This window comes from Kocuria rhizosphaericola, from assembly GCF_044462205.1.
Lineage (GTDB): Bacteria > Actinomycetota > Actinomycetes > Actinomycetales > Micrococcaceae > Kocuria > Kocuria rhizosphaericola.
Genome location: NZ_JBISWK010000024.1, coordinates 35,250 through 54,971, shown reverse-complemented (window position 1 = coordinate 54,971; position 19,722 = coordinate 35,250). Strand labels below are relative to the sequence as shown.

Annotated in this window: 18 protein-coding genes and 1 tRNA gene; 11 read left to right on the top strand and 8 right to left on the bottom strand. The window is 68.6% G+C overall.

The annotated features are described in order from the left end of the window. Nucleotides 1-21 precede the first annotated feature (21 nt). Both ACH9D2_RS02290 and ACH9D2_RS02285 read right to left on the bottom strand, forming a co-directional pair. Entirely contained in the window at nt 22-1,482 is a 1,461-nt protein-coding gene (locus tag ACH9D2_RS02290; protein ID WP_396361139.1) for an alanine/glycine:cation symporter family protein, read from the bottom strand. Nucleotides 1,483-1,912: 430 nt separating this feature from the next. Beyond that, nucleotides 1,913-3,583, bottom strand: a complete 1,671-nt coding sequence (locus tag ACH9D2_RS02285; RefSeq protein WP_396361138.1) for a PucR family transcriptional regulator — start codon at nt 3,581-3,583, stop codon at nt 1,913-1,915. Nucleotides 3,584-3,809: 226 nt separating this feature from the next. Here ACH9D2_RS02285 and ACH9D2_RS02280 point away from each other — a divergent pair, with 226 nt between their 5' ends. The 11 genes from ACH9D2_RS02280 (at nt 3,810) to ACH9D2_RS02230 (ending at nt 15,514) form a co-directional block, all read left to right on the top strand. Then, on the top strand, nt 3,810-5,330 hold the full coding sequence (locus ACH9D2_RS02280) for a CoA-acylating methylmalonate-semialdehyde dehydrogenase (RefSeq protein ID WP_396361137.1): 1,521 nt from the start codon (nt 3,810-3,812) through the stop codon (nt 5,328-5,330). 10 nt (nt 5,331-5,340) lie between these two features. Further along, nucleotides 5,341-6,720, top strand: coding sequence for an aspartate aminotransferase family protein (locus ACH9D2_RS02275; protein WP_396361136.1), 1,380 nt, complete (start codon nt 5,341-5,343; stop codon nt 6,718-6,720). A gap of 191 nt (nt 6,721-6,911) precedes the next feature. Further along, nucleotides 6,912-8,201, top strand: a complete 1,290-nt coding sequence (locus ACH9D2_RS02270) for a Glu/Leu/Phe/Val dehydrogenase dimerization domain-containing protein (protein ID WP_396361135.1) — start codon at nt 6,912-6,914, stop codon at nt 8,199-8,201. A gap of 94 nt (nt 8,202-8,295) precedes the next feature. Further along, a complete protein-coding gene (locus tag ACH9D2_RS02265; protein WP_396361134.1) occupies nt 8,296-8,484 on the top strand; it encodes a DUF2188 domain-containing protein in 189 nt (62 codons plus the stop codon). A gap of 140 nt (nt 8,485-8,624) precedes the next feature. Next, complete coding sequence (locus tag ACH9D2_RS02260; protein WP_396361133.1) at nt 8,625-8,798, top strand: hypothetical protein; 174 nt, start codon at nt 8,625-8,627, stop codon at nt 8,796-8,798. Between the two features lie 333 nt (nt 8,799-9,131). Then, nucleotides 9,132-10,394 carry an NAD(P)/FAD-dependent oxidoreductase gene (locus ACH9D2_RS02255; protein ID WP_396361132.1) on the top strand — a complete coding sequence of 421 codons (1,263 nt, stop codon included), beginning with the start codon at nt 9,132-9,134 and terminating at the stop codon, nt 10,392-10,394. A gap of 27 nt (nt 10,395-10,421) precedes the next feature. Continuing rightward, nucleotides 10,422-11,339: a dihydrodipicolinate synthase family protein gene (locus ACH9D2_RS02250; RefSeq protein WP_396361131.1), complete on the top strand. Its 918-nt coding sequence runs from the start codon at nt 10,422-10,424 to the stop codon at nt 11,337-11,339. Then, nucleotides 11,336-12,436 carry a proline racemase family protein gene (locus tag ACH9D2_RS02245; RefSeq protein ID WP_396361130.1) on the top strand — a complete coding sequence of 367 codons (1,101 nt, stop codon included), beginning with the start codon at nt 11,336-11,338 and terminating at the stop codon, nt 12,434-12,436. The genes ACH9D2_RS02250 and ACH9D2_RS02245 overlap by 4 nt, the downstream gene beginning before the upstream one ends. 2 nt (nt 12,437-12,438) lie before the next feature. After that, complete coding sequence (locus ACH9D2_RS02240; protein WP_396361129.1) at nt 12,439-13,980, top strand: gamma-aminobutyraldehyde dehydrogenase; 1,542 nt, start codon at nt 12,439-12,441, stop codon at nt 13,978-13,980. A 35-nt stretch (nt 13,981-14,015) separates the two neighbouring features. After that, nucleotides 14,016-14,753, top strand: a complete 738-nt coding sequence (locus ACH9D2_RS02235; protein WP_396361128.1) for a glucose 1-dehydrogenase — start codon at nt 14,016-14,018, stop codon at nt 14,751-14,753. A 23-nt stretch (nt 14,754-14,776) separates the two neighbouring features. Continuing rightward, complete coding sequence (locus ACH9D2_RS02230; RefSeq protein WP_396361127.1) at nt 14,777-15,514, top strand: SDR family oxidoreductase; 738 nt, start codon at nt 14,777-14,779, stop codon at nt 15,512-15,514. 111 nt (nt 15,515-15,625) lie between these two features. Here the strand turns inward: ACH9D2_RS02230 and ACH9D2_RS02225 are convergent, their stop codons facing one another. The 6 genes from ACH9D2_RS02225 to ACH9D2_RS02200 all read right to left on the bottom strand — a co-directional run bounded on the left by ACH9D2_RS02225 (nt 15,626) and on the right by ACH9D2_RS02200 (nt 19,686). Next, on the bottom strand, nt 15,626-16,219 hold the full coding sequence (locus ACH9D2_RS02225) for a short chain dehydrogenase (protein ID WP_396361126.1): 594 nt from the start codon (nt 16,217-16,219) through the stop codon (nt 15,626-15,628). 2 nt (nt 16,220-16,221) lie between these two features. Next, entirely contained in the window at nt 16,222-16,935 is a 714-nt protein-coding gene (locus ACH9D2_RS02220; RefSeq protein ID WP_396361125.1) for a GntR family transcriptional regulator, read from the bottom strand. A gap of 250 nt (nt 16,936-17,185) precedes the next feature. After that, nucleotides 17,186-17,776, bottom strand: a complete 591-nt coding sequence (locus ACH9D2_RS02215; RefSeq protein ID WP_396361124.1) for a recombinase family protein — start codon at nt 17,774-17,776, stop codon at nt 17,186-17,188. 340 nt (nt 17,777-18,116) lie between these two features. Continuing rightward, nucleotides 18,117-18,187, bottom strand: a tRNA-Gln gene (locus ACH9D2_RS02210). A 504-nt stretch (nt 18,188-18,691) separates the two neighbouring features. Continuing rightward, nucleotides 18,692-19,264 carry a cupin domain-containing protein gene (locus ACH9D2_RS02205; RefSeq protein ID WP_396361123.1) on the bottom strand — a complete coding sequence of 191 codons (573 nt, stop codon included), beginning with the start codon at nt 19,262-19,264 and terminating at the stop codon, nt 18,692-18,694. A 149-nt stretch (nt 19,265-19,413) separates the two neighbouring features. After that, nucleotides 19,414-19,686 (bottom strand): helix-turn-helix domain-containing protein, encoded by a 273-nt coding sequence (locus ACH9D2_RS02200; RefSeq protein WP_396361122.1) that lies wholly within the window; start codon nt 19,684-19,686, stop codon nt 19,414-19,416. Between the last annotated feature and the right edge of the window lie 36 nt (nt 19,687-19,722).

The window sequence follows — 19,722 nt, the reverse complement described above, 5'->3', positions numbered from 1 at the left end:
GCCGCCGGCGGGATGGAGCCGTCAGAGCCGGTTGATGGATGCGGTGACGGGGGCGTCGGCGGACTCCCAGAAGGTGGCTCCCTTGATCCCGGCAGCGGCGGGGTCGAAGAGCGGGTTCAGTCCCTGCTTCTGCTGGCGCTCGAAGTCCCGCAGCGCCTTGAGTGCGATCGGCAAGAGCAGGGCGATGGCGACCATGTTGAACCAGGCGATGAGGCCGTAGCCGATGTCGCCCATCATCCACACCAGCTCGGTGGACCGCACCGTGCCGAGGTAGACCGCGCCGAGGACCGCGACCTGGACGATGCGGGCCAGGACGCCACGTGAGCTGCCGGTGAGGTACACGATGTTCGTCACGCCGTAGTAGAAGTACGACAGGATCGAGGTGAAGGCGAAGAAGAAGATCGCCACGGCCACGATGCCGCCACCAAGGCCCAGCCCGGGAGCGATCGTGTCGACAGCCGTCTGGGTGAAGGCCGCTCCCGGCTCCACCCCCGGAAGATTCTCGGTAAGCGCGGCCCGGCCCTCGGGCAGGATGTTGTAGGCACCGGTGGACAGGATCATCACACCGGTCGCCGTGCAGACCAGGACGGTGTCGACGTACACGGAGAACGCCTGCACCAGGCCCTGCTTGGCCGGATGCGTGACGGAAGCCGAGGCACCGGCGAAGCCGCCCTCACCGACGCCGGCGACGTTGGAGTACAGGGAGCGGCGGACGCCCCAGGACACGGCCGCACCGATCATGCCGCCGTAGACGGCGTCCATCCCGAACGCCGAGGAGAAGACCATGCGCACGACCTCGGGGATGGCCCCGAAGTTCAGGACCAGCACCACGACGGCGAGCAGGACGTAGGCGGCGGCCATGAACGGCACCACGAACTCGGCGAAGTGGGCGATGCGCTTGGTGCCGCCGAAGACGACGAGGGCGGTGAGCGCCACCAGGACCAGTCCGGAGATCCAGGTCGGGATACCGAAGGCGGTGTCCAGGGAGGTGACGATGGTCGAGGACTGCACCCCGGGGATCAGCGTGGTGTAGCACAGCACGGCCACGGTGGCAGCGGCGACCCCGAGCCACTTCAGGCCCAGGCCCTTCTCGATGTACCAGGGGATGCCGCCGCGGTATTCCCCGTCGACCTTGACCTTGTAGATCTGCCCGAGCGTGGCTTCGATGAAGGCGCTGGAGGCGGTGAGCAGGGCGGTGGCGATCATCCAGAACAAGGCCCCGGGCCCGCCGAAGGCGATCGCGGTGGCCACACCGGCAATGTTGCCCACCCCGACACGACCCCCGAGGGCCATGGCGAAGGCCTGGAAGGAGGTCGTGCCGTCCTTCGACTCCGCGCGTGCGAAGAGGAACTTGAGCATCGCCGGAAACTGCCGAACCTGCACGGCGCGGGTGGCGATCGTGTAAACGGTGCCGGTGATGAGCGTGACGTACACGAGTGGGTTCCAGATGAGGTCATAGATCGTGCCGAGTGCTGTTTCCATGTGCTGCTCCGTCTGCGTGAAGGGAGTTCCATGTCCCCGGGAGGTATCTCTCGCGTGTCCCCTGGGTGTAAATCCGTCAGCCCGGCCCTGGATGGTGGCGTGGGCGGGGTCTGCGGCTTCTCTCCCGCCTCAGGACGCCTGCTACAGGAGAGATAGATCGCCTGGCTGTCGGATTGTCAGGCAATGTGTGTTGCAGGGAAGCTAAGCATGTGAGGCACGACACGTCTACCCCTGGCGGCAAGAAAACCGTTAAGTTCGCGTTAAAAACTTCGGGCTCACCCGCTTGAGGACTAAGCCCACTGGACTGGGCGGTGAGTTTCAGATGCGTCTTGACCGTGGGGTCGCGTGGAACAGGTGATCGCCACCCCAATCGTCCTCGGAGCACGATCTGAGGGCAGGTGGAGTGGCCGTTCTTAGCGGCCGGCCGTTCTCACGCAGTGGTGTCGACGTCGGCTTCCCGGAGCCGGTACCAGAGCAGCGCGACATGCAGCGCGGTGCGGGATTCGGCGTCGTCCAGGGACACGCCCAGCTGGTCCTGCAGTCTGGCCAGTCGCGTGTAGAGGGCTGGACGGCTCAGGTAACCGGTCCGGGCCAGGGCGGACTTGTTGCCACCGTGGCGCAGGTAGAGCTCCAGCAGCTCCAGGCCTGCGGCATCCTGCCCCTCGAGCAGGGGCGCGAGCTCGGCCTCGGCGAAGGCCTTGACTCGGGGGTCCGCTCCCAGCAGGGACAGCAGACCCCGCAGTCGGACATCAGCGAAGCGGTAGTAGGGGCGCGGACGGATCTCCAGGGTGGCGGCGATGTCGGCGACCTGTGCCGCCTCGTCCAGGCCGGAGGCGGCCTCCAGCAGAGTCCCCCGACTGGGGGCCATGCCGACCGTCCATGCGGCGTGCTGCGCGTGGACTTCGACCAGCTGGGCACAGATGCGTTCCACCAGTGGCTCGGCGAGCTGGCGGGCCGGCACTGCGAGCAGCACGCCGAGGGAGCCCGACTGCATGCTCGCCGCCAGCATGGAGCGACGGGCCTGACGGACGACGGCGGCCAGGTCCTCCAGCAGTGCCCTCCCGCGCAGTTGCAGCCCGGTCGGATCCTCCTCGGGCGAGCGGTCCAAGCGCATCACCACCGGGACGTAATAGGCCGCAGGCTCCAGGCCGAGGGCGGCCGCACGTGTCAGGGCTTCGTGCTCGGTGAGGGCATGGGGCTGGCGCAGCTCGTGCAGGAGGCCGGCCTGGGCTTGGTGCAGCAGCTCCCGCTCGTCGCGTCCCGCCATGCGCGCGAGGGTCAGCGCCTGCCCGGCGCGCTCCAGCACCTGGGCGGCGTCGGCGTCGTCGGTCAGGGCTGTGGGGACGATCAGCCGGCCCCACCGTCGGCCCCGGACGCCCACCGGGGTCTGGAGCCAGTCTTCCGCGCCGGCCCGGCGCCCGGTCTCCTCCTGGTACCCGACCCGTCGGGCACGCTCGGCCCAGTCGAGCAGCAGTGCCCCGGAGCCGACCTGAGCGGCGTGGAAGGCCAGCACCCGGTGGGCGACGTCTTCCAGCACGACGGGAGCTCCCAGGAGCTCGGCCGTGCGGTCGACGATCTGCTGCTCGCTGGCGCTCTCGAGGCTGAGCTGGGTGAAGACCTCGTGGACGCGCCGCGCCCGCTCTACCCGGGCGAGCTGTTCACCCACCAGCATCCGGTGCGCGACCTGGGTGATCCGGACGAAGCGGACGGAGCGGGTCAGCAGCACCACGGGCAGAGAGCGGCCCCGCGCGGCGGCCCGGAGGACTTCGATCGCCCCGGTCGCCGGCTGCCCGGCCGCATCGACGAGTTCGATCACCGCACCGACGGCCCCGGCCGCCTCCAGCTCGTCCAGGAACCGATCTGTTGCCTCGGTGGAACCACGGAAGGTCTGACCGGTGGTCAGCACCAGCTCGCCGCCCTCCAGCAGGGAGCCCACCCGTTCGGTATCGGCGATGTGGACCCACCGCACCGGGGCGTCCATGACGTTCGCCCCGCAGAGGATCTCGGGGGCACCGGCACGGATCTCAACCAGCTCCAGCAGGGTCCGCAGCGTCACCGGGGCGATCGCCGCGGCACGGCCGGAGTCCGGCCCCGCGGGCACAGAGGTTCCCGACGCCACCGGCAGCGTGGTCCCAGAAGTTCCGCTCTGCTTCGTCGGGCCATCCATGTCAGGGGCATCTGAGGCTTGCACTGACACAGTGTAAAGTTCCGGACCTGTTTTAGGACACTTTGTCCCTGGCATTACCAAACAGTCCCAGTCAAGCTGAATGTCAGACAACGGTGCAGGATTTCCGTTGTGCCGACCGCCCGCACGAAAGGACCATTCGATGCAGACTGCCACGCAGACCACCACCCGCACCGTCAGCCATTGGATCAACGGCGAGCTCGCCGCCCCCGGCTCGGGCGCCCGTTTCGCGGACGTCACCAACCCCGCCACCGGCCGGGTCACCTCGCGCGTAGCCCTGGCCCCCACCAGCACCGTCGACGAGGCGGTCACCGCAGCCGCGGAGGCCTTCCCGAAGTGGCGGGACACCTCTCTCGCCCGCCGCACCCAGGTCGTCTTCGCCTTCCGTGAGCTGCTCAATGCCCGCAAGGGCGAACTGGCGGAGATCATCACCGCCGAGCACGGCAAGGTCCTCGACGACGCCCTCGGTGAGGTCTCCCGCGGCCAGGACGTGGTCGAGTTCGCCTGCGGCATCCCGCAGCTGCTCAAGGGCGGCTACACGGAGAACGCCTCCACCAAGGTGGACGTGCACTCGATCCGCCAGCCTCTGGGGGTGGCGGCGATCATCTCCCCGTTCAACTTCCCGGCCATGGTGCCGATGTGGTTCTTCCCCGTGGCCATCGCCGCCGGCAACACCGTGGTGCTCAAGCCCAGCGAGAAGGTCCCCACCGCCGCGATCTGGATGGCCGAGCTGTGGAAGGAAGCGGGCCTGCCGGACGGTGTGTTCAACGTGGTCCACGGGGACAAGGAGGCCGTGGACGCGCTGCTGGACAGCCCGGACGTCGCCTCCGTGTCCTTCGTGGGTTCCACCCCGATCGCCCGGTACGTCTATGAGCGCGGCACCGCCAACGGCAAGCGCGTCCAGGCCCTGGGCGGGGCCAAGAACCACATGCTGGTGCTGCCCGACGCCGACCTCGATCTGGCCGCCGACGCGGCCGTCAACGCCGGCTACGGCGCGGCCGGTGAGCGCTGCATGGCGATCTCGGCGATCGTGGCCGTGGAGTCCATCGCCGATGAGCTGGTGGCGAAGATCGCCGAGCGGACCCGTACGCTGCGCATCGGTGACGGCACCCGCGGGGCCGACATGGGCCCGCTGGTCACCGCCGTCCACCGGGACAAGGTGGCGGGCTATATCGACGCCGGCGAGCAGGCCGGGGCCACCCTGGTGGTCGACGGCCGCCAGGTCGACCCGGACGCCGAGGGGGAGGGCTTCTTCCTCAACCCCACCCTGTTCGACCACGTCACCGAGGACATGTCGATCTACACCGACGAGATCTTCGGTCCTGTGCTCTCCACGGTGCGGGTGCCCAGCTACGACGAGGGCGTGGAACTGATCAACAGCAACCCCTACGGCAACGGCACCGCGATCTTCACCAACGACGGCGGGGCCGCCCGCCGCTTCGAGAACGAGATCCAGGTGGGCATGGTCGGGATCAACGTCCCGATCCCCGTGCCGATGGCCTACTACTCCTTCGGCGGGTGGAAGAACTCGCTGTTCGGCGACACCCACGCCCACGGCGCCGAGGGCGTGCACTTCTTCACCCGCGGCAAGGTCGTGACGAGCCGGTGGCTGGATCCCAGCCACGGCGGCCTCAATCTCGGCTTCCCGACCAACGACGCCTAAGGAGCTCACCGTGACCGACACCACCACCGAGACCGCGGCCCTCACCGCCGAGGAGATCGAGGCCGGTCGCCGGGCCTACGACCTGGACCGCGCCCACGTGTTCCACTCCTGGTCCGCCCAGGGGTCCCTCGACCCCATGACGGTGCTCAAGGCCGAGGGCTCCTACGTCTGGGACGGCGAGGGCAACCGGCTGCTGGACTTCTCCTCCCAGCTGGTGAACACCAACATCGGCCACCAGCACCCCAAGGTGGTCGCCGCCATCGTCGAGCAGGCCCAGACCCTGTGCACCATCGCCCCGCCGCACGCGAACGCGGCCCGCTCCGAGGCGGCCCGGCTGATCGCCGAGCTGGCCCCGGGGGACCTGAACCACGTGTTCTTCACCAACGGCGGGGCCGACGCCGTGGAACACGCCATCCGCATGGCCCGCCTGCACACGGGCCGGCACAAGGTGCTCTCCGCCTACCGCAGCTATCACGGCGGCACGCAGCTGGCCGTGAACGTCACCGGGGACCCCCGCCGGTTCGCCAGTGACTACTCCGACTCCGGGGTGGTGCACTTCATGCCCGCCTACCGCTACCGCTCCTACTTCGACGCCAGCACCGAGGCGGAGGAGACCGAGCGGGCGCTGCGCCACCTCGAGGACATGATCGTGCTCGAGGGCGCGCAGAACATCGCCGCCCTGATCCTCGAGTCGATCCCCGGCACCGCCGGGATCTACCTCCCCCCGGCCGGCTATCTGGAGGGCGTCCGGGAGCTGACCCGCAAGTACGGCATCGTCTACATCGCCGACGAGGTCATGGCCGGCTTCGGGCGCTCCGGGAAGTGGTTCGCCGTGGAGCACTGGAACGTGGTCCCGGACCTGATCACCTTCGCCAAGGGCGTGAACTCCGGCTACGTGCCCCTGGGCGGGGTGGCGATCTCGGAGGCCATCCACGACACCTTCCGGGACCGTCCCTACCCCGGCGGACTGACCTACTCGGGCCATCCGCTCGCGTGTGCGGCAGCGGTGGCGGCGATCAACGCCATGCGCGACGAGGGCATGATCAAGCACGCCGCGTGGTTGGGCGAGAACGTCTTCGGCCCCGGGCTGCGCGAGATCGCCCAGCGCCACCCCTCGGTGGGCGACGTGCGCGGCACCGGGTGCTTCTGGGCCGTGGAGCTCGTCAAGGACCGCACCACCAAGGAGCCGCTGGCGCCCTACGGCGGTTCTTCGCCCGCGATGACCGAGCTCGTGGCCGCGCTGAAGGCCGCCGGCCTGCTGCCGTTCGCCAACTTCAACCGCATCCACGTGGTGCCCCCGCTGAACATCAGCGAGGCAGACGCCCGCCGCGGTCTGGAGATCCTGGACGCGGCCCTCGACGTGGCTGACCGCCACGCACGAGCCGCATAGGCCCGCACCGGGGCACTGGCCCGATCGGTTGGTGTCCCCGGTGAGCGGTCGTAGGAGCCGGCCACCGGACCCAGTGGCCGGCATCGAAAGGCGAGCATGCTCAGGGCCACCGCCTGAGCATGCTCGCCTTTGCCCTCCCCTCTCCCGCCCATGGACCACGACGCAGTCCACGCATTCGACAAGGACCTCAGATGACTCTCGACACTGCTCCTCCCCGTCACGAGGTGGCAGCCAGTGCCGCGGAAGGACCACTGGGCAATGCGCACAGCCAGTTGCGCTCGGCCGTGGCTACGCTCGGCCTCGACGACGGGATCCATCGGATGCTGGCCCAGCCCCGCAGGGAGATCACGGTGCAAGTTCCCCTGCGCCGCGACGACGGGTCCGTGGAGGTGCTGACCGGCCATCGGGTGCAGCACAACTTCGCCCGCGGCCCGGCCAAGGGCGGAATCCGATACAGCCCGGCGGTGACCCTCGACGAGGTCCGCGCCCTGGCGATGTGGATGACCTGGAAGTGCTCCCTGGTTGACGTCCCCTATGGCGGGGCCAAGGGTGGGATCACGATCGACCCCCGCCACTACTCCCGGGACGAGCTGGAGCGGGTCACCCGCCGCTACACCACAGAGATTCTGCCGATCATCGGTCCGGAGCGGGACATCCCCGCCCCGGACATCGGCACCGACGAACAGACGATGGCCTGGATGATGGACACCTACTCCGTATCCGTCGGCCACACCGCGCCCGGGGTGGTCACCGGCAAGCCCGTATCGGTGGGCGGGTCGCTGGGCCGTTCCTCTGCTACCTCCCAGGGCGTGGTGCACATCGCCCTGGCCGCTCTGGCCCACCTGGGTATCGCCCGTGCCGGAGCCACCGCCGCAGTGCAGGGCTTCGGCAAGGTCGGAGCCGGGGCCGCACTGATCCTGGCCGAAGCCGGAGTGGAGGTCCTCGCCGTCTCCGACCAGTACGGGGCCGTCCACCATCCCGATGGGCTCGACGTACGCGCACTGGACCAGCACGTGGCCGCCACCGGATCCGTCGTCGGCTTCAGCGGGGCGGAGTCCTTTCCGCCCGAGCAACTGCTGGGCCTCGACGTGGATCTCCTGGTGCCGGCCGCCGTTGAAGGCGTCCGCAACGAGCACAACGCCGGTCCGGTGCAGGCCAAGGTGATTGTGGAAGGGGCCAATGGGCCCACCACCGGTGCGGCCGACGAGATCTTGTCCGCCAACGGGGTGTTGGTGGTCCCGGACATCCTGGCCAACGCCGGCGGAGTGATCGTCTCCTACTTCGAGTGGGTCCAGGGCAACCAGTCCTACTGGTGGACTGAGGGCGAGGTCAACCACCGCCTGGAACAGCGCATGCTGATGGCTTGGAACGACCTGTTGGAGACGCAATGCAGGACCCGTCTCACCCTTCGGGAGGCCGCCACCGTGACCGCCGTGGAGAAGGTCGCTCACGCCCATCAGGTCCGCGGCATCTATCCGTGACCGAGGTCCGGAATCACCCGTACCCATCCGTCACTCTGGCCTCCTATCCCCGCTTCGTTCAACAACCGTCCCAGTGCTCACGCGGAGGTGCACCATGCCCACATCCGACGACCGTGTCGTCCTCTATCGGCCCCACCGAGGGTGGGAGGTGAAGCCCCCCGGCGACGGGCGCGCCGTCCTGTGCTCCACCAACCGTGCCGAAGCTCTCCAGTGGGCCTGGAACATCGTCGGCACCACCGGGGGGAAGGTCATCCTCCAGCGCAGCAACGGGTGCGTCGCATGATGCCCGAACCGGCCGCTTCCGCAGGCCGTGCGCCCACCACCGCAGAGTCCGCAGCCAGGAGAGGAGCCCCACGGTCGGCTTCGCCTGCTCCCTGTGGTCCGATCCCCGTCACGGACGATCGTTGCCGAACCGTTCCGGGCATGGGATGGCTGCGCCCCGGGCGCACCGTCCGAGCCTGCTGGGGCGAGACGGTCTATCACCAGGGGGTGGTTGAGGTGGTGATGCCACAGGCGATGGTGCTGTGGATCCGAGAGACCGGCCTGGGCACCCGGAAGATGATCGACCTCGAGGAGTACACCGTCCGCTTGTGTTGACCAGGCTGCGGCATTAGGACCTGGAGCCTGGCGGCCGCGGGTGCCGCCCCAGGAACAGCAATGGACCACATCGGAATCGGAACCGCACCAATTCCCGCGCAGGGGTAGACGTGGCGCAGACCACAGGCCTAAGCTCAACTCAGTGCAAGATTGCCTGACAATTAAACACACTGGGGATGCGGTCACCGGCCCGCCCCAAGCAGTGGCGCGCCGCGCGAGATCCCTCGTCCGTCCCTGGAGTCACAGCATCCCCAACCGCTCGAGGCCCTGAGGCCACCAGTGACTTGGGGGTGGCATCCGCTTCCGGCGGCGCCCCAAGCAGGAAGGAACGACATGCACATTGTGGTCATCGGAGGTGGCGTGGTCGGACTGACCACCGCCTACCACCTGGCGAGAGAAGGCGCCGAAGTCACCCTCGTGGACGCCCGCGGGACCGGACTGGGCACCTCGGAGGTCAACGCGGGGTGGGTCTGCCCGGCGGAATCCGCGCCCGTGCCGGGTCCCGGGGTGATCCTCAAGTCCATGAAGTGGATGCTGCGCCCGGACAGCCCGCTCTACATCAAGCCCTCCCTGGAGCCGGCGTTCCTGAAGTTCATGACCGGCATGTGGCGCCACTCCAACGCCAAGGCCCAGCGGGCCGGCTTCGAGGGGCATCTGACCCTGGCGAAGGAAACGCTGGAGGTCTTCGACGAGTACCGCGCCGACGGCATGGACTTCGAGATGCACACCGCCGGGCTGCTCATGGCCTTCAAGGAAGAGGAGAACCTCGAGCACCACCTGGACAACCTGGATCTGGCCCGGGCCTTCGACCGGGACCCGCGCGTACTGCGCGGGGACGAGGTCCGCGAGCAGGAGCCCCTGCTGTCCGACGCGGTGATCGGCGGCATCTACTATCCCCACGAACGCCATCTCGACCCCGGGGCCCTGACCCGTGCGCTGGCCAAGCGCATCGTCGAGATGGGCGTGACCGTCGTGGAGAACGCCCCGATCGACGAGGTCGAGACCTCCGGGGAGCGCATCACCGCGGTCCGCTCCGGGGACCGTCGCTGGACCGGTGACGCCGTGGTCCTGGCCGCCGGGGCCTGGACCGGGCAGGTCTCCAAGCTCTTCGGCCTCCTGCTACCGGTGCGCCCGGGCAAGGGATACAGCGTGGAGGTCCCGAAGTTCGGCCTGCGCAGCGCCGTGAACCTCTCCGACGCCAAGGTCGCGGTGACCCCCTTCGAGCACCGGCTGCGCCTGGCCGGGACCATGGAGTTCGGCGGGCTGGACGAGAACATCAACCAGGTCCGTGTCGATGCCATCCTGCGCGCCCCGCGCTCCTACTTCCGCGGCTGGGAACCGCCGACCGAGGCCGTCACGGCCCGTGCCGGCATGCGACCCATGACCCCGGACGGCCTGCCGATCATCGGCCGGCTGGGCCCGATGTCCAACGCCTACGTCTCCACCGGCCACGGGATGATGGGCGTCACCTTGGCCCCGGGCACCGCCTCGGCCCTGACCGAGCTCATCCTCCACGACCGGATGCCCTCCGCCCTCGACCCCTTCGCCGCCGAGCGATTCACCGGCCAGCGGCGAGCAGTCCGCTCCGCCGCCTGACACCCCTCCCTCGAAAGGACACTCATCATGAGCCACCGCAAGAACGTCGAACTGCGCGGCATCCTCGCCGCCGTGACCACCCCCTTCACCGCCGACGCCTCCGCCGTCGACGAGGACGCCCTGCGTCGCCACGTGGATCGTCTCGTCGAGGCGGGCATCCACGGCATCGTGCCCACCGGCACCTCCGGGGAGTTCCCGACCCTGACCGACGCCGAGTACCGGCGCGTCATCGAGCTCTACGTGGAGGCCGCTGCGGGACGCATCCCCGTGGTCGCCGGCATCGGGGCGCTGTCCACCGAGCGGGCGATCTCCCTGGCCCAGCACGCCGAGTCCGTGGGTGCTGACGCGCTGATGCTCGTCCCGCCGTTCTACGACCCGCTGGACTTCGACGCCCTGGTTGCGTTCCTCTCCGACGTCGCCGCCTCGGTGAACCTGTCGATCGTCTACTACCACGTGCCCGGGGCCACGGGCATTCCCCTCGAGGCCGAGCAGATCGCCGCGCTGGGGGAGATCGACGGCATCGACTACCTCAAGTCCACCTCCGACGACGCCATCGCGCTGGGGGATCTGCTGACCAACTACTCCGACAAGATCAAGGCCTTCAACGGCTGGGACACCCTGACCTTCTTCGGCATCGCCAGCGGCGCGGAGGCCTCCGTGTGGGGCGCGGCCGGGGTCGTGCCCGAACTCGCCGTGGAGTTCTGGAACACCCTGGCCGAGCGGGGTGACATGGTCGCCGCGCGGGAGCAGTGGAAGACCCTGCGGGCGATCAGCGCCTTCCTGGAGTCGGTGAACTACCCGGCCGGGCTCAAGGCCGGCCTGGAGCTGCTCGGGGTGCCCGCCGGACCGCCGCGCCGGCCGATCCAGCCGCTGTCGGAGGAGAAGAAGAAGCAGTTCGCCGAGATCCTCGAGACCGCCGGCGTCCTGAAGCCCGCCACGGCATGAGCGAGATCCTCAGCCTGGACACGGTCGAGGTGCACGCGGAGGGCGAACCGGGCCGGATCCTCACCTCGGCCGCGCGCTTCGTCCAGGGCGACACCATGGCTGAGCGTCTGCAGTACTGCCGGCAGCACCTCGACGGGCTGCGCCGGCTGGTACTGCAGGAACCGCGCGGCTACCCCGCGATGTGCGCCGTGATCCTCCTGCCCCCGGTCAACCCGGGATCGGACTTCGGGATCGTGGTGCTGGAGCAGGGCGGTTTCACCCCCATGTCGGGGTCGAACACCATCTGCGCGGTCACCGCCGCGATCGAGACCGGCATCATCGAACGCCCCGGACCCGTGGTCGAGGTCGCCATCGACACGGCCGTGGGCACGGTGCACGCCACCGCGCAGGTGGCCGGCGGCAAGGTCCGCTCCGTCACCGTGGCCAACGTCCCGTCCTTCGCGGTGGAGCTCGACGTGCCTCTGGAGGTCCCGGAGCTGGGCACGGTGCCGGTGGACATCGTCTTCGGCGGACAGTTCTTCGCCCAGGCACGGGTCGCCGATCTGGGCCTGGTCCTGGACCCGTCCCGGGGCAGAGAGCTGGCCCGGGCCGGCGCTTTGATCAAGCTGGCGGCCACCGAGCAGATCGACGTGGTCCACCCGGAGCACCCCGGCATCCGCGGGGTGAACCTGGTGATGCTGCACAGCGGCGACCCCGTTGCCGGCGAGCCCTCCCGCAACACCGTGGTGCTCACCAACGGACCGGTGCGGGCCGACGACCCACAGAGCTGGACGGGTGTCCTGGACCGCTCCCCGTGCGGCACCGGCACATCCGCCCGGATGGCCGCCCTGCATGCCCGGGGCCTGCTGGGGCTCGACGAGCCCTTCCGGCACCGCAGCATCATCGGCACCGAGTTCGTCGGCCGCCTGGTCGGCACAACCACCACCGGCGGACGCCCGGCGGTGCTGCCCACCATCACGGGCCGCGGCTGGGTGACCGGCCACAGCCGATGGGTGCTGGACGCCTCGGACCCCTTCCACTGCGGCTACAGCGTCGGGGACATCTGGGCCCCCGGCGCAGCCGCCTCTCCCCTCGTCCCCACAGCAGCAAAGGACTGATCATGAGCGAGACCACCATCACCGCCTCCACCCTGCAGGGTGCGGCGACGTCCGAGACGCCGGTGTCCGCCGGTCTCTACATCAACGGGCGGATGACGCCCAGCGCCACAGGTGAGACTTCCGACGTCATCAATCCCGCCGACGGAACGGTCGTGGCGACCGTCGCGGTCGCCGGGGACGCCGACGTGGACGCGGCCGTGGAGGCGGCGCGGACCGCGTTCCCGGGCTGGTCCGCCGCGGCGCCCGTGGAGCGCTCGGCGGTGCTGACCCGCTTCGCCGCGCTGCTCGAGGAGCGGGCCGAGGAATTCGCCGTGCTCGAGAGCCGCCAGGGGGGTAAGCCGATCCGCCTGACCCGGGAGTTCGACGTTCCCGGCACGATCGACAACGTGGCCTTCTTCGCCGGGGCCGCGCGCAACCTCGAGGGCAAGGCCGCCGCGGAGTACTCCCCGGACCACACCTCGCAGATCCGGCGCGAGGCGATCGGCGTCATCGGCTCCATCGCCCCATGGAATTACCCGCTGCAGATGGCCGCGTGGAAGGTCCTCCCGGCGATCGCCGCCGGGAACACGGTAGTGCTCAAGCCGGCCGAGAACACCCCGCTGACCACGCTGCTCTTCGCCGAGATCGCCACCGAAGCCGGCCTTCCGGACGGTGTGTTCAACGTCGTGTGCGGCGGTGGCCGCACGGTCGGTGCGCGGCTGCTGCGCCACCCCGAGGTGGACATGCTCTCCTTCACCGGCTCCACCGGGGTGGGACGCACCGTGCTCGACGCCGCGGCAACCACGGCCAAGCGGGTCCACCTCGAACTCGGCGGCAAGGCCCCCTTCGTCGTGTTCGACGACGCGGACCTGGAGGCCGCCGTACACGGGGCGGTCGCCGGCAGCCTCATCAACGCCGGCCAGGACTGCACCGCGGCTACCCGCGCGATCGTGCACCGGTCGGTCTACGAGGAGTTCGTGCAGGGTGTGGCCGCGCTCTATGCAGGGGTGCGGCTCGGGGCCACGGAGGACCCGGCCACCGACATGGGCCCGCTGATCTCGATGGAGCACCGGGAGAAGGTCACTGCCATGGTCGACCGGGCCCGCGACTACGCCCGGGTCATCGGCGGCGGCGTGCCCGAGGGCCTGCCGACCGAGGGGTCCTACTTCCGGCCGACCCTGGTCGCCGATGCCCCGGCCGACAGCGAGATCGTGCAGGACGAGGTCTTCGGACCGGTCCTGGCCGTGATGCCCTTCGACACCGACGAGGAAGCCATCGCCCTGGCCAACGACACCCCCTACGGACTCGCCGCCTCGGCCTGGACCCGGGACGTCTACCGCGCCATGCGGGCCAGCCGGGAGATCCGCTCGGGCTGCGTGTGGATCAACGACCACATCTCGATCATCAGCGAGATGCCCCACGGTGGCATGAAGCAGTCCGGCTTCGGCAAGGACATGTCGACCTACTCCTTCGAGGAGTACACCGTGGTCAAGCACGTCATGTTCGACATCACCGGGGAGTCGGTGCGGGACTGGCACCGGACGGTGTTCTCGCTCGGCCAGTGATGGAACGGCCAGGAAATGCGCATCGCTTCGAGGGCATGACCTCCGTGGTGACCGGCGCCGCCGGAGGCATCGGCTCCGCCATCAGCCGTCGGCTGGCCGCGGAGGGATCGCATGTGGTGGTGTGTGACGTAGACGCGGACGCCGCGCAGCGCCTCGTGGACGAGCTCCACGCCTCTGGCGCCGCCGCGGAGGCCTCTGTCTTCGACCTCCTCGAGCCGGCGACGTGCGCCGCCGCGGTCGAGGAGGTCGTCGGCCGTCGGGGCGGTGTCGAGGTTCTCATCAACAACGCGGGCATCAACCGGCGCGGCGATCTGCTTTCCCTGTCCCCCGAGGACTGGGACTTGAGCTTTTCGATCAACGTTGACGCGATGTTCCACATGTGTCGCGCCGTGCTGCCCGCCATGGTCCGCGCCCGGCGCGGCTCCGTGGTCAACACCGCTTCCCAGTGGGGCCTGACCCCCGCCCCCGGGCACCTGGCCTACAACGTCTCCAAGGCCGCCGTCGCGTCCTTCACCAAGAGCCTGGCACGGGACTGCGCACCGCACGGAGTTCGCGTCAACGCGGTCGCCCCGGGTGAGATCCGCACCCCCATGCTCGAGGCCGGCCTGGCTCGCAGCGGCCGGACCGTCGCTGAGCTCGACGCGGAAGTCCCCCTCGGCCGCATCGGCCGACCCGAAGAGGTCGCCGCCCTGGTGGCGTTCCTCGCCTCCGACGAAGTGCCCTTCATCTGCGGGTCCATCGTGGAGATCACCGGCGCGCAGGCGGTGGCATGAGCACTCCACCACAGCCGCGGCCCATGCTCGAGGGCAAGACCGTGCTGGTCACCGGCGGGTCCGGCGGAATCGGGCGAGCCACCGTGGAAGTCATGCACCGGGAAGGCGCCCACGTGGTGCTCCACTACGCCCGAGCGGCCACCGAGGCTCGGCAGATCCGGGCAGAACTGGGTGGGCGAATCCACCTTGTCCAAGGAGACCTGGCCGACGCGCAGCACCGCCACGACATCTGGCAGCAGGCCCTCGCGTGGCGTGGACGCATCGACGTGCTGGTCAACAACGCCGGCGCCTGGCTGGCCTCTCCACTCACCGACAACCAGGACTGGAATCGGGGCTGGGACGCCAACCTGGCGCTGAACCTGCAGGCGCCGGCCGATCTGTGCCGGGCCGCCATCCTGCACTTCCAGGAACACGGTGGCGGGGCCATCGTCAATGTCGCCAGCCGGTCCTCGCACCGCGGTGACGACGCCGAACACCTCGCCTACGGGGCCGCCAAAGGCGGGCTACTGGCTCTCACCAAAGGGATCGCCCGCGGCTTTGCGGGCGACAGCATCCTGGCCTACGCTGTGGCGCCCGGATGGGTCGGCACCGGAATCAGTGCACACCTGTCCGAGGAACAAGACCAGCTCAACAGCCTCCCCCTCCGAGAAATGACCCCGCCGACCGATGTGGCCGAGGTCATCGCCTTCTTGGCCTCCGGCCGGTCCCGACACACCACCGGGGCCACCGTCGACATCACCGGCGCGGACTACGTCCGCTGACACGACCGCCCACCCCCGGGGTGGGACACACCCGACCGGGTGTGGTCGGCCCTCGACGGGAAAGCCTCCCCCTGCCAAGGCAGGGGGAGGCCTTCCCGTCGAACGCGTTCCTCAGACGTAGAACGTCTTGCCCGTCTCCACTCCAGCGACCGAACGGACGTAGGCCCGGGCCACCTCCGCAGCCGGCACCTGCGGGTAACCGGGGAAGAAGGGGTGGTATGCCTCCGCCTCGGCCAAGACACTGGGGCTGACGACATTGATCCTGATGCCCCGCGGCAGCTCCGTGGCCGCGGCCATCACGAAGGACTCCACAGCCCCATTAGCCAAGGACGCCGCGGCCCCGGTGGCAATGGGCTCCCGGGACAAGACACCGGAGATGAGAGTGAACGACCCACCGTCACGGACGTGGGCGAGCCCCTCGGTCACGAGATTGACCTGCCCCAAGACCTTCTCCTGCACCGCGGCTTCGTAATCCGCCGCAGCCAGTCCTGTGAGCGGCTTGAACGGCACCGCCCCGGCGCAGCTGACCACGGCGTCCACAGGGCCCACGCGCTCGAAGAGTGCGCGCACCGACGCGGGGTCCGACATGTCCGCGCGTTCACCGTCGTTGCGGGAGGAGCGCACCACCTCATGCTCTTGTGCCAGGGTGTCGGCTACCGTCTGGCCGATCAACCCGGTGGCCCCGACCACGAGCACCTTCTTCATCCTCAGTTCTCCTGTTCCATGATGGCGATCAGTTCACATGCGCTGTCGATCGTGTGCTTCTTGAAGGCCGCCTCGATCTCCGAGCGGTCCCGTCGCGACAGGGCCTCGATCAAGTAGTGATGCACCAGGCTGGCGCGGGCGGGATCCGACCGGACCGCCTGGTCCTGCGCCAGGGCGATGGTCAGATGGGCTTCCGTCACGGGCCAGAACCGCAGCAGCATCGAGTTCTCCGACGCCACCCAGATCCCGCGATGAAACGCCACATGGGCTTCATGGAGAGTCAGCGGATCAGGGTCGTTCTCCCACCGCTCGAACTCCCTCCAGGCGTCCTGGACAGCAGCCATCCGCCGGCCACTGGTGTCCTCGAGGATGGCGTCCACCGCCAGCATGTCCAGGGCGTGCCTGGCCTTGGCGATGTCCAGGAGCTGGGCAGGCTCCAGATTGGCCACTCGCAGCCCCCGATAGGGCTCCTGGACCAGCAGCCCTTCCTGGGACAATTGGTTCAGCGCCTCGCGGATGGTGGGACGACTCACCCCCAGCGTCGACGACAGGGTGACTTCCGTCAGCTTGTCGCCGGGGCGCAGGTCCCCCCGCACCACGGCTCGGCGTATTTCGCGGAGGACGCCGTCCCTGCGCGACATGCTCGTCACAGGAGACAGGTTGCGGTTCCCGCCGTACTGGGCATCGGTTGGGGAGCCCACGGTCTTCAGATCCATACCTTGTCCTGTCCTAGATGCAGCAGCAGCCAACGGCCACACTGCAGATTGTCAGACATTTTCTATTTTGAGCTTAGCCTTGAAAGCTCTCCTGCACCAGCCATCCGAGGTCAGAAATAGGCACCATAAGCCGCCGCGCCCGCCACGATGCCTGACTCCGACGGCACAGCGATCAGCACTGCCCTGCCACTCCACCGAGAGAAGGGCTCCACGCGTCATGCGCGCTACGGGCAGGCAGGAAAAGCATGACTCAGAAAGTGAGCGTCGGCAGTTCTCGAATGCGGCGATAGAGGGTCGCCCTGGACATCCCGAGGTCGCGGGCGACCTGAGTGGCCGACTCCCCACTGTCGATGAGTCGCAGGGCGTTGCGGGTCTGTGAGTCGGTGAAGGTCTGCCGGCGTCCGCCAAGGTCCTTGCCGGCAGCCCGGCGCTTGGACACCGAATCGATGATCCGCTCCCGTTTAATCTCCAACTCCATCTGCGCCAGAGCAGCCATCACGGTGAAGACCATTGACCCCATCGGGGTAGCGGTATCCACGTCTCCCCCACCGAGGTTGAGCACCCGCAACCCGGCACCTCTCCCCCGCAGCGCCTCGGCGAAGACCAGCATGTTCTGCGTCGAGCGACCCAACCGGTCCAGCGTGGTGATCACCAACGTGTCGCCCTCTTCTAGGGCGGCCACCGCCTTGTCGAAGGCCGGACGTGAGGCACGCCCTCCAGACACTCCATGATCGACGTAGAGGTCATCACGCCGCACACCGACGGCCCACAGGTCAGACACTTGACGGTCCGAGTCCTGCTGCCGCGTCGATACTCTCGCGTACCCGATCAGCTTCCCCATGTCCACCCCATCTGTCTCGCAACTGACGTTGAGTACCTGATTCTAGGGGTACAGATAAAGCACATAGCTACGAGACAGGCCGAACCGCTGAAACATGCGGGCGCAAATTTCTCGGACGAGACGTCTCGCATCCCATGACCTGCGGTACATCTGGGCCAGTTACTGCACCGACTTGGCCCCACGCCCTTTGGGGCTCAGGGATCAGCCAATCCCGAGAGATCTCCTCTGACCCAGTCCGCGACATAGACACGGCTTCCGAGCCAGGATTGTTCGTGGAACGCCAGCGGAAAGAATTGCCTGGGAACTCAACGAGTGAAGTGGGACCTGAGGGCTTTGCGAGCTCCGGCGCGAGGGATCGAACCTCGGATTGCTGATCCAAAGTCAGCCGTGTTGCCGCTACACCACGCCGGAATGGTGTTGAGCGGGAACGCTGAGGAGCTAGCGCCGTCGCCGCTCAACAAGCAGCACGCGTTGGCGTTGCTCTTGGTGGTGGCGGCAGAAGTTCACGGTCCCAATATACAGGGGGAACCCGTGGTCGATCCTTGCCGCGGGATACCGCCACATCATCGGGGCGCCTCAGCCGCCCGGATGGAGGAGCCCGTCAGGGGAACGCAGTGAGGGCGGCGCGGCCCCGGAGCATCTCGGCCATGACCGTGTTCGACCCGGCCCGTGTCGGGAACGCTGTTGTCTCGGTGATCGGTCCGGCCGGCCAGGCCCGGGCTCCCAGGGGCGGTGGAGCAGATCGACCCGGCCCGTTCGAGACGAGGTCCTGACTGGCTCCAGCCCGGACTCGGTAGCCGTGATGGAACCAGGTCCTCGGACCAGGGTCGAAAAGTCTGTTGTCGCCGACGAGCCCCGACCCGTGACGATCGTGGTCCCATCCTGGCAGTGCCCGACGCTCAGCTGTCGAATCGCTCAGCTGGGGAGGTAGTAGCGTTCCTCCAGCTGCCGGTCGATGCCCTTGCGACGCGCTCTGGCCGCCAGCACCCGCAGGAGTGGGGCCATGAGCCGGGCGCCCCCGGCGGGGTGGATGTCGGACTCGACCAGGATCAGGGCCCCGTGGGACAGCTTCTTGGGCCGCCCGTCCGGATGGGTCAACCCATCGCTGGCCATGTTCTGCAGCGTCACCAGCCACTTCTCGAACCCCGGGTGGGCCGGGCGGACCTCCAGGACGAAGCGCAGCGTCCGGTCCCCGGCGCCGAGCCACTGGTGCACCGTGTTCGGCGGCACCACGGCCTCTTCACCGGACTCCACCCGGACGTCCCGATCGCCGATTCTGCCCGTGAGAACTCCCTCGAACATGTGCAGGGTCTCGGAATAGAGCGTGTGGTAGTGCGGGAAGACCTTGATGCCCGGCTCGTACTCCGCATACAGCAGGCTGTACTCGCCACCAGTCTCCTGCCCGGTACGGACCCAGGTGAGCGCAGTGCCCTGCGCTGTGTCCCGGTAGGTCGGCCGGCCTGCGCTTATCTCAGCGATCTGTTCCATCGTCCAATTCATGGCTCTCGCCCCCTCCCACCAGATTAGGAGCAACAAGCCCGGGTGTCCCGCATCACACCCATATAGCAACCTGCCAGAAGCGTGACCGTCCCGGAAACGGTGCAGGAGGGCATTTCCTGGCCGTCACCGGGGCCAGATCAGGTCGTCGCACCGGGATCGGACTCGGCGACACTGACCGGCCCAGCGGCCGCCGACTCCGGAGACCGGGGCGGGACGTGACGGTAGAGAGTGGTGCGGGTGATCCCGGTCTCGGCCACGACCTCGACGATCGTGTGCCCGGTCTCGCGCAGATGAGCCGCGTAGGCCAGCTTGTCCACATGGATCCGTTCCGGGGCGATGCCGACCTGCCGGAGGGCACCGATCTGCCGGTCGAGGTCCTGGTTGGCCGTCGAGACCCGTGCGTACTCCACTGCGACAGCGGCAGGATACCGGTCGTCGACTCCGTA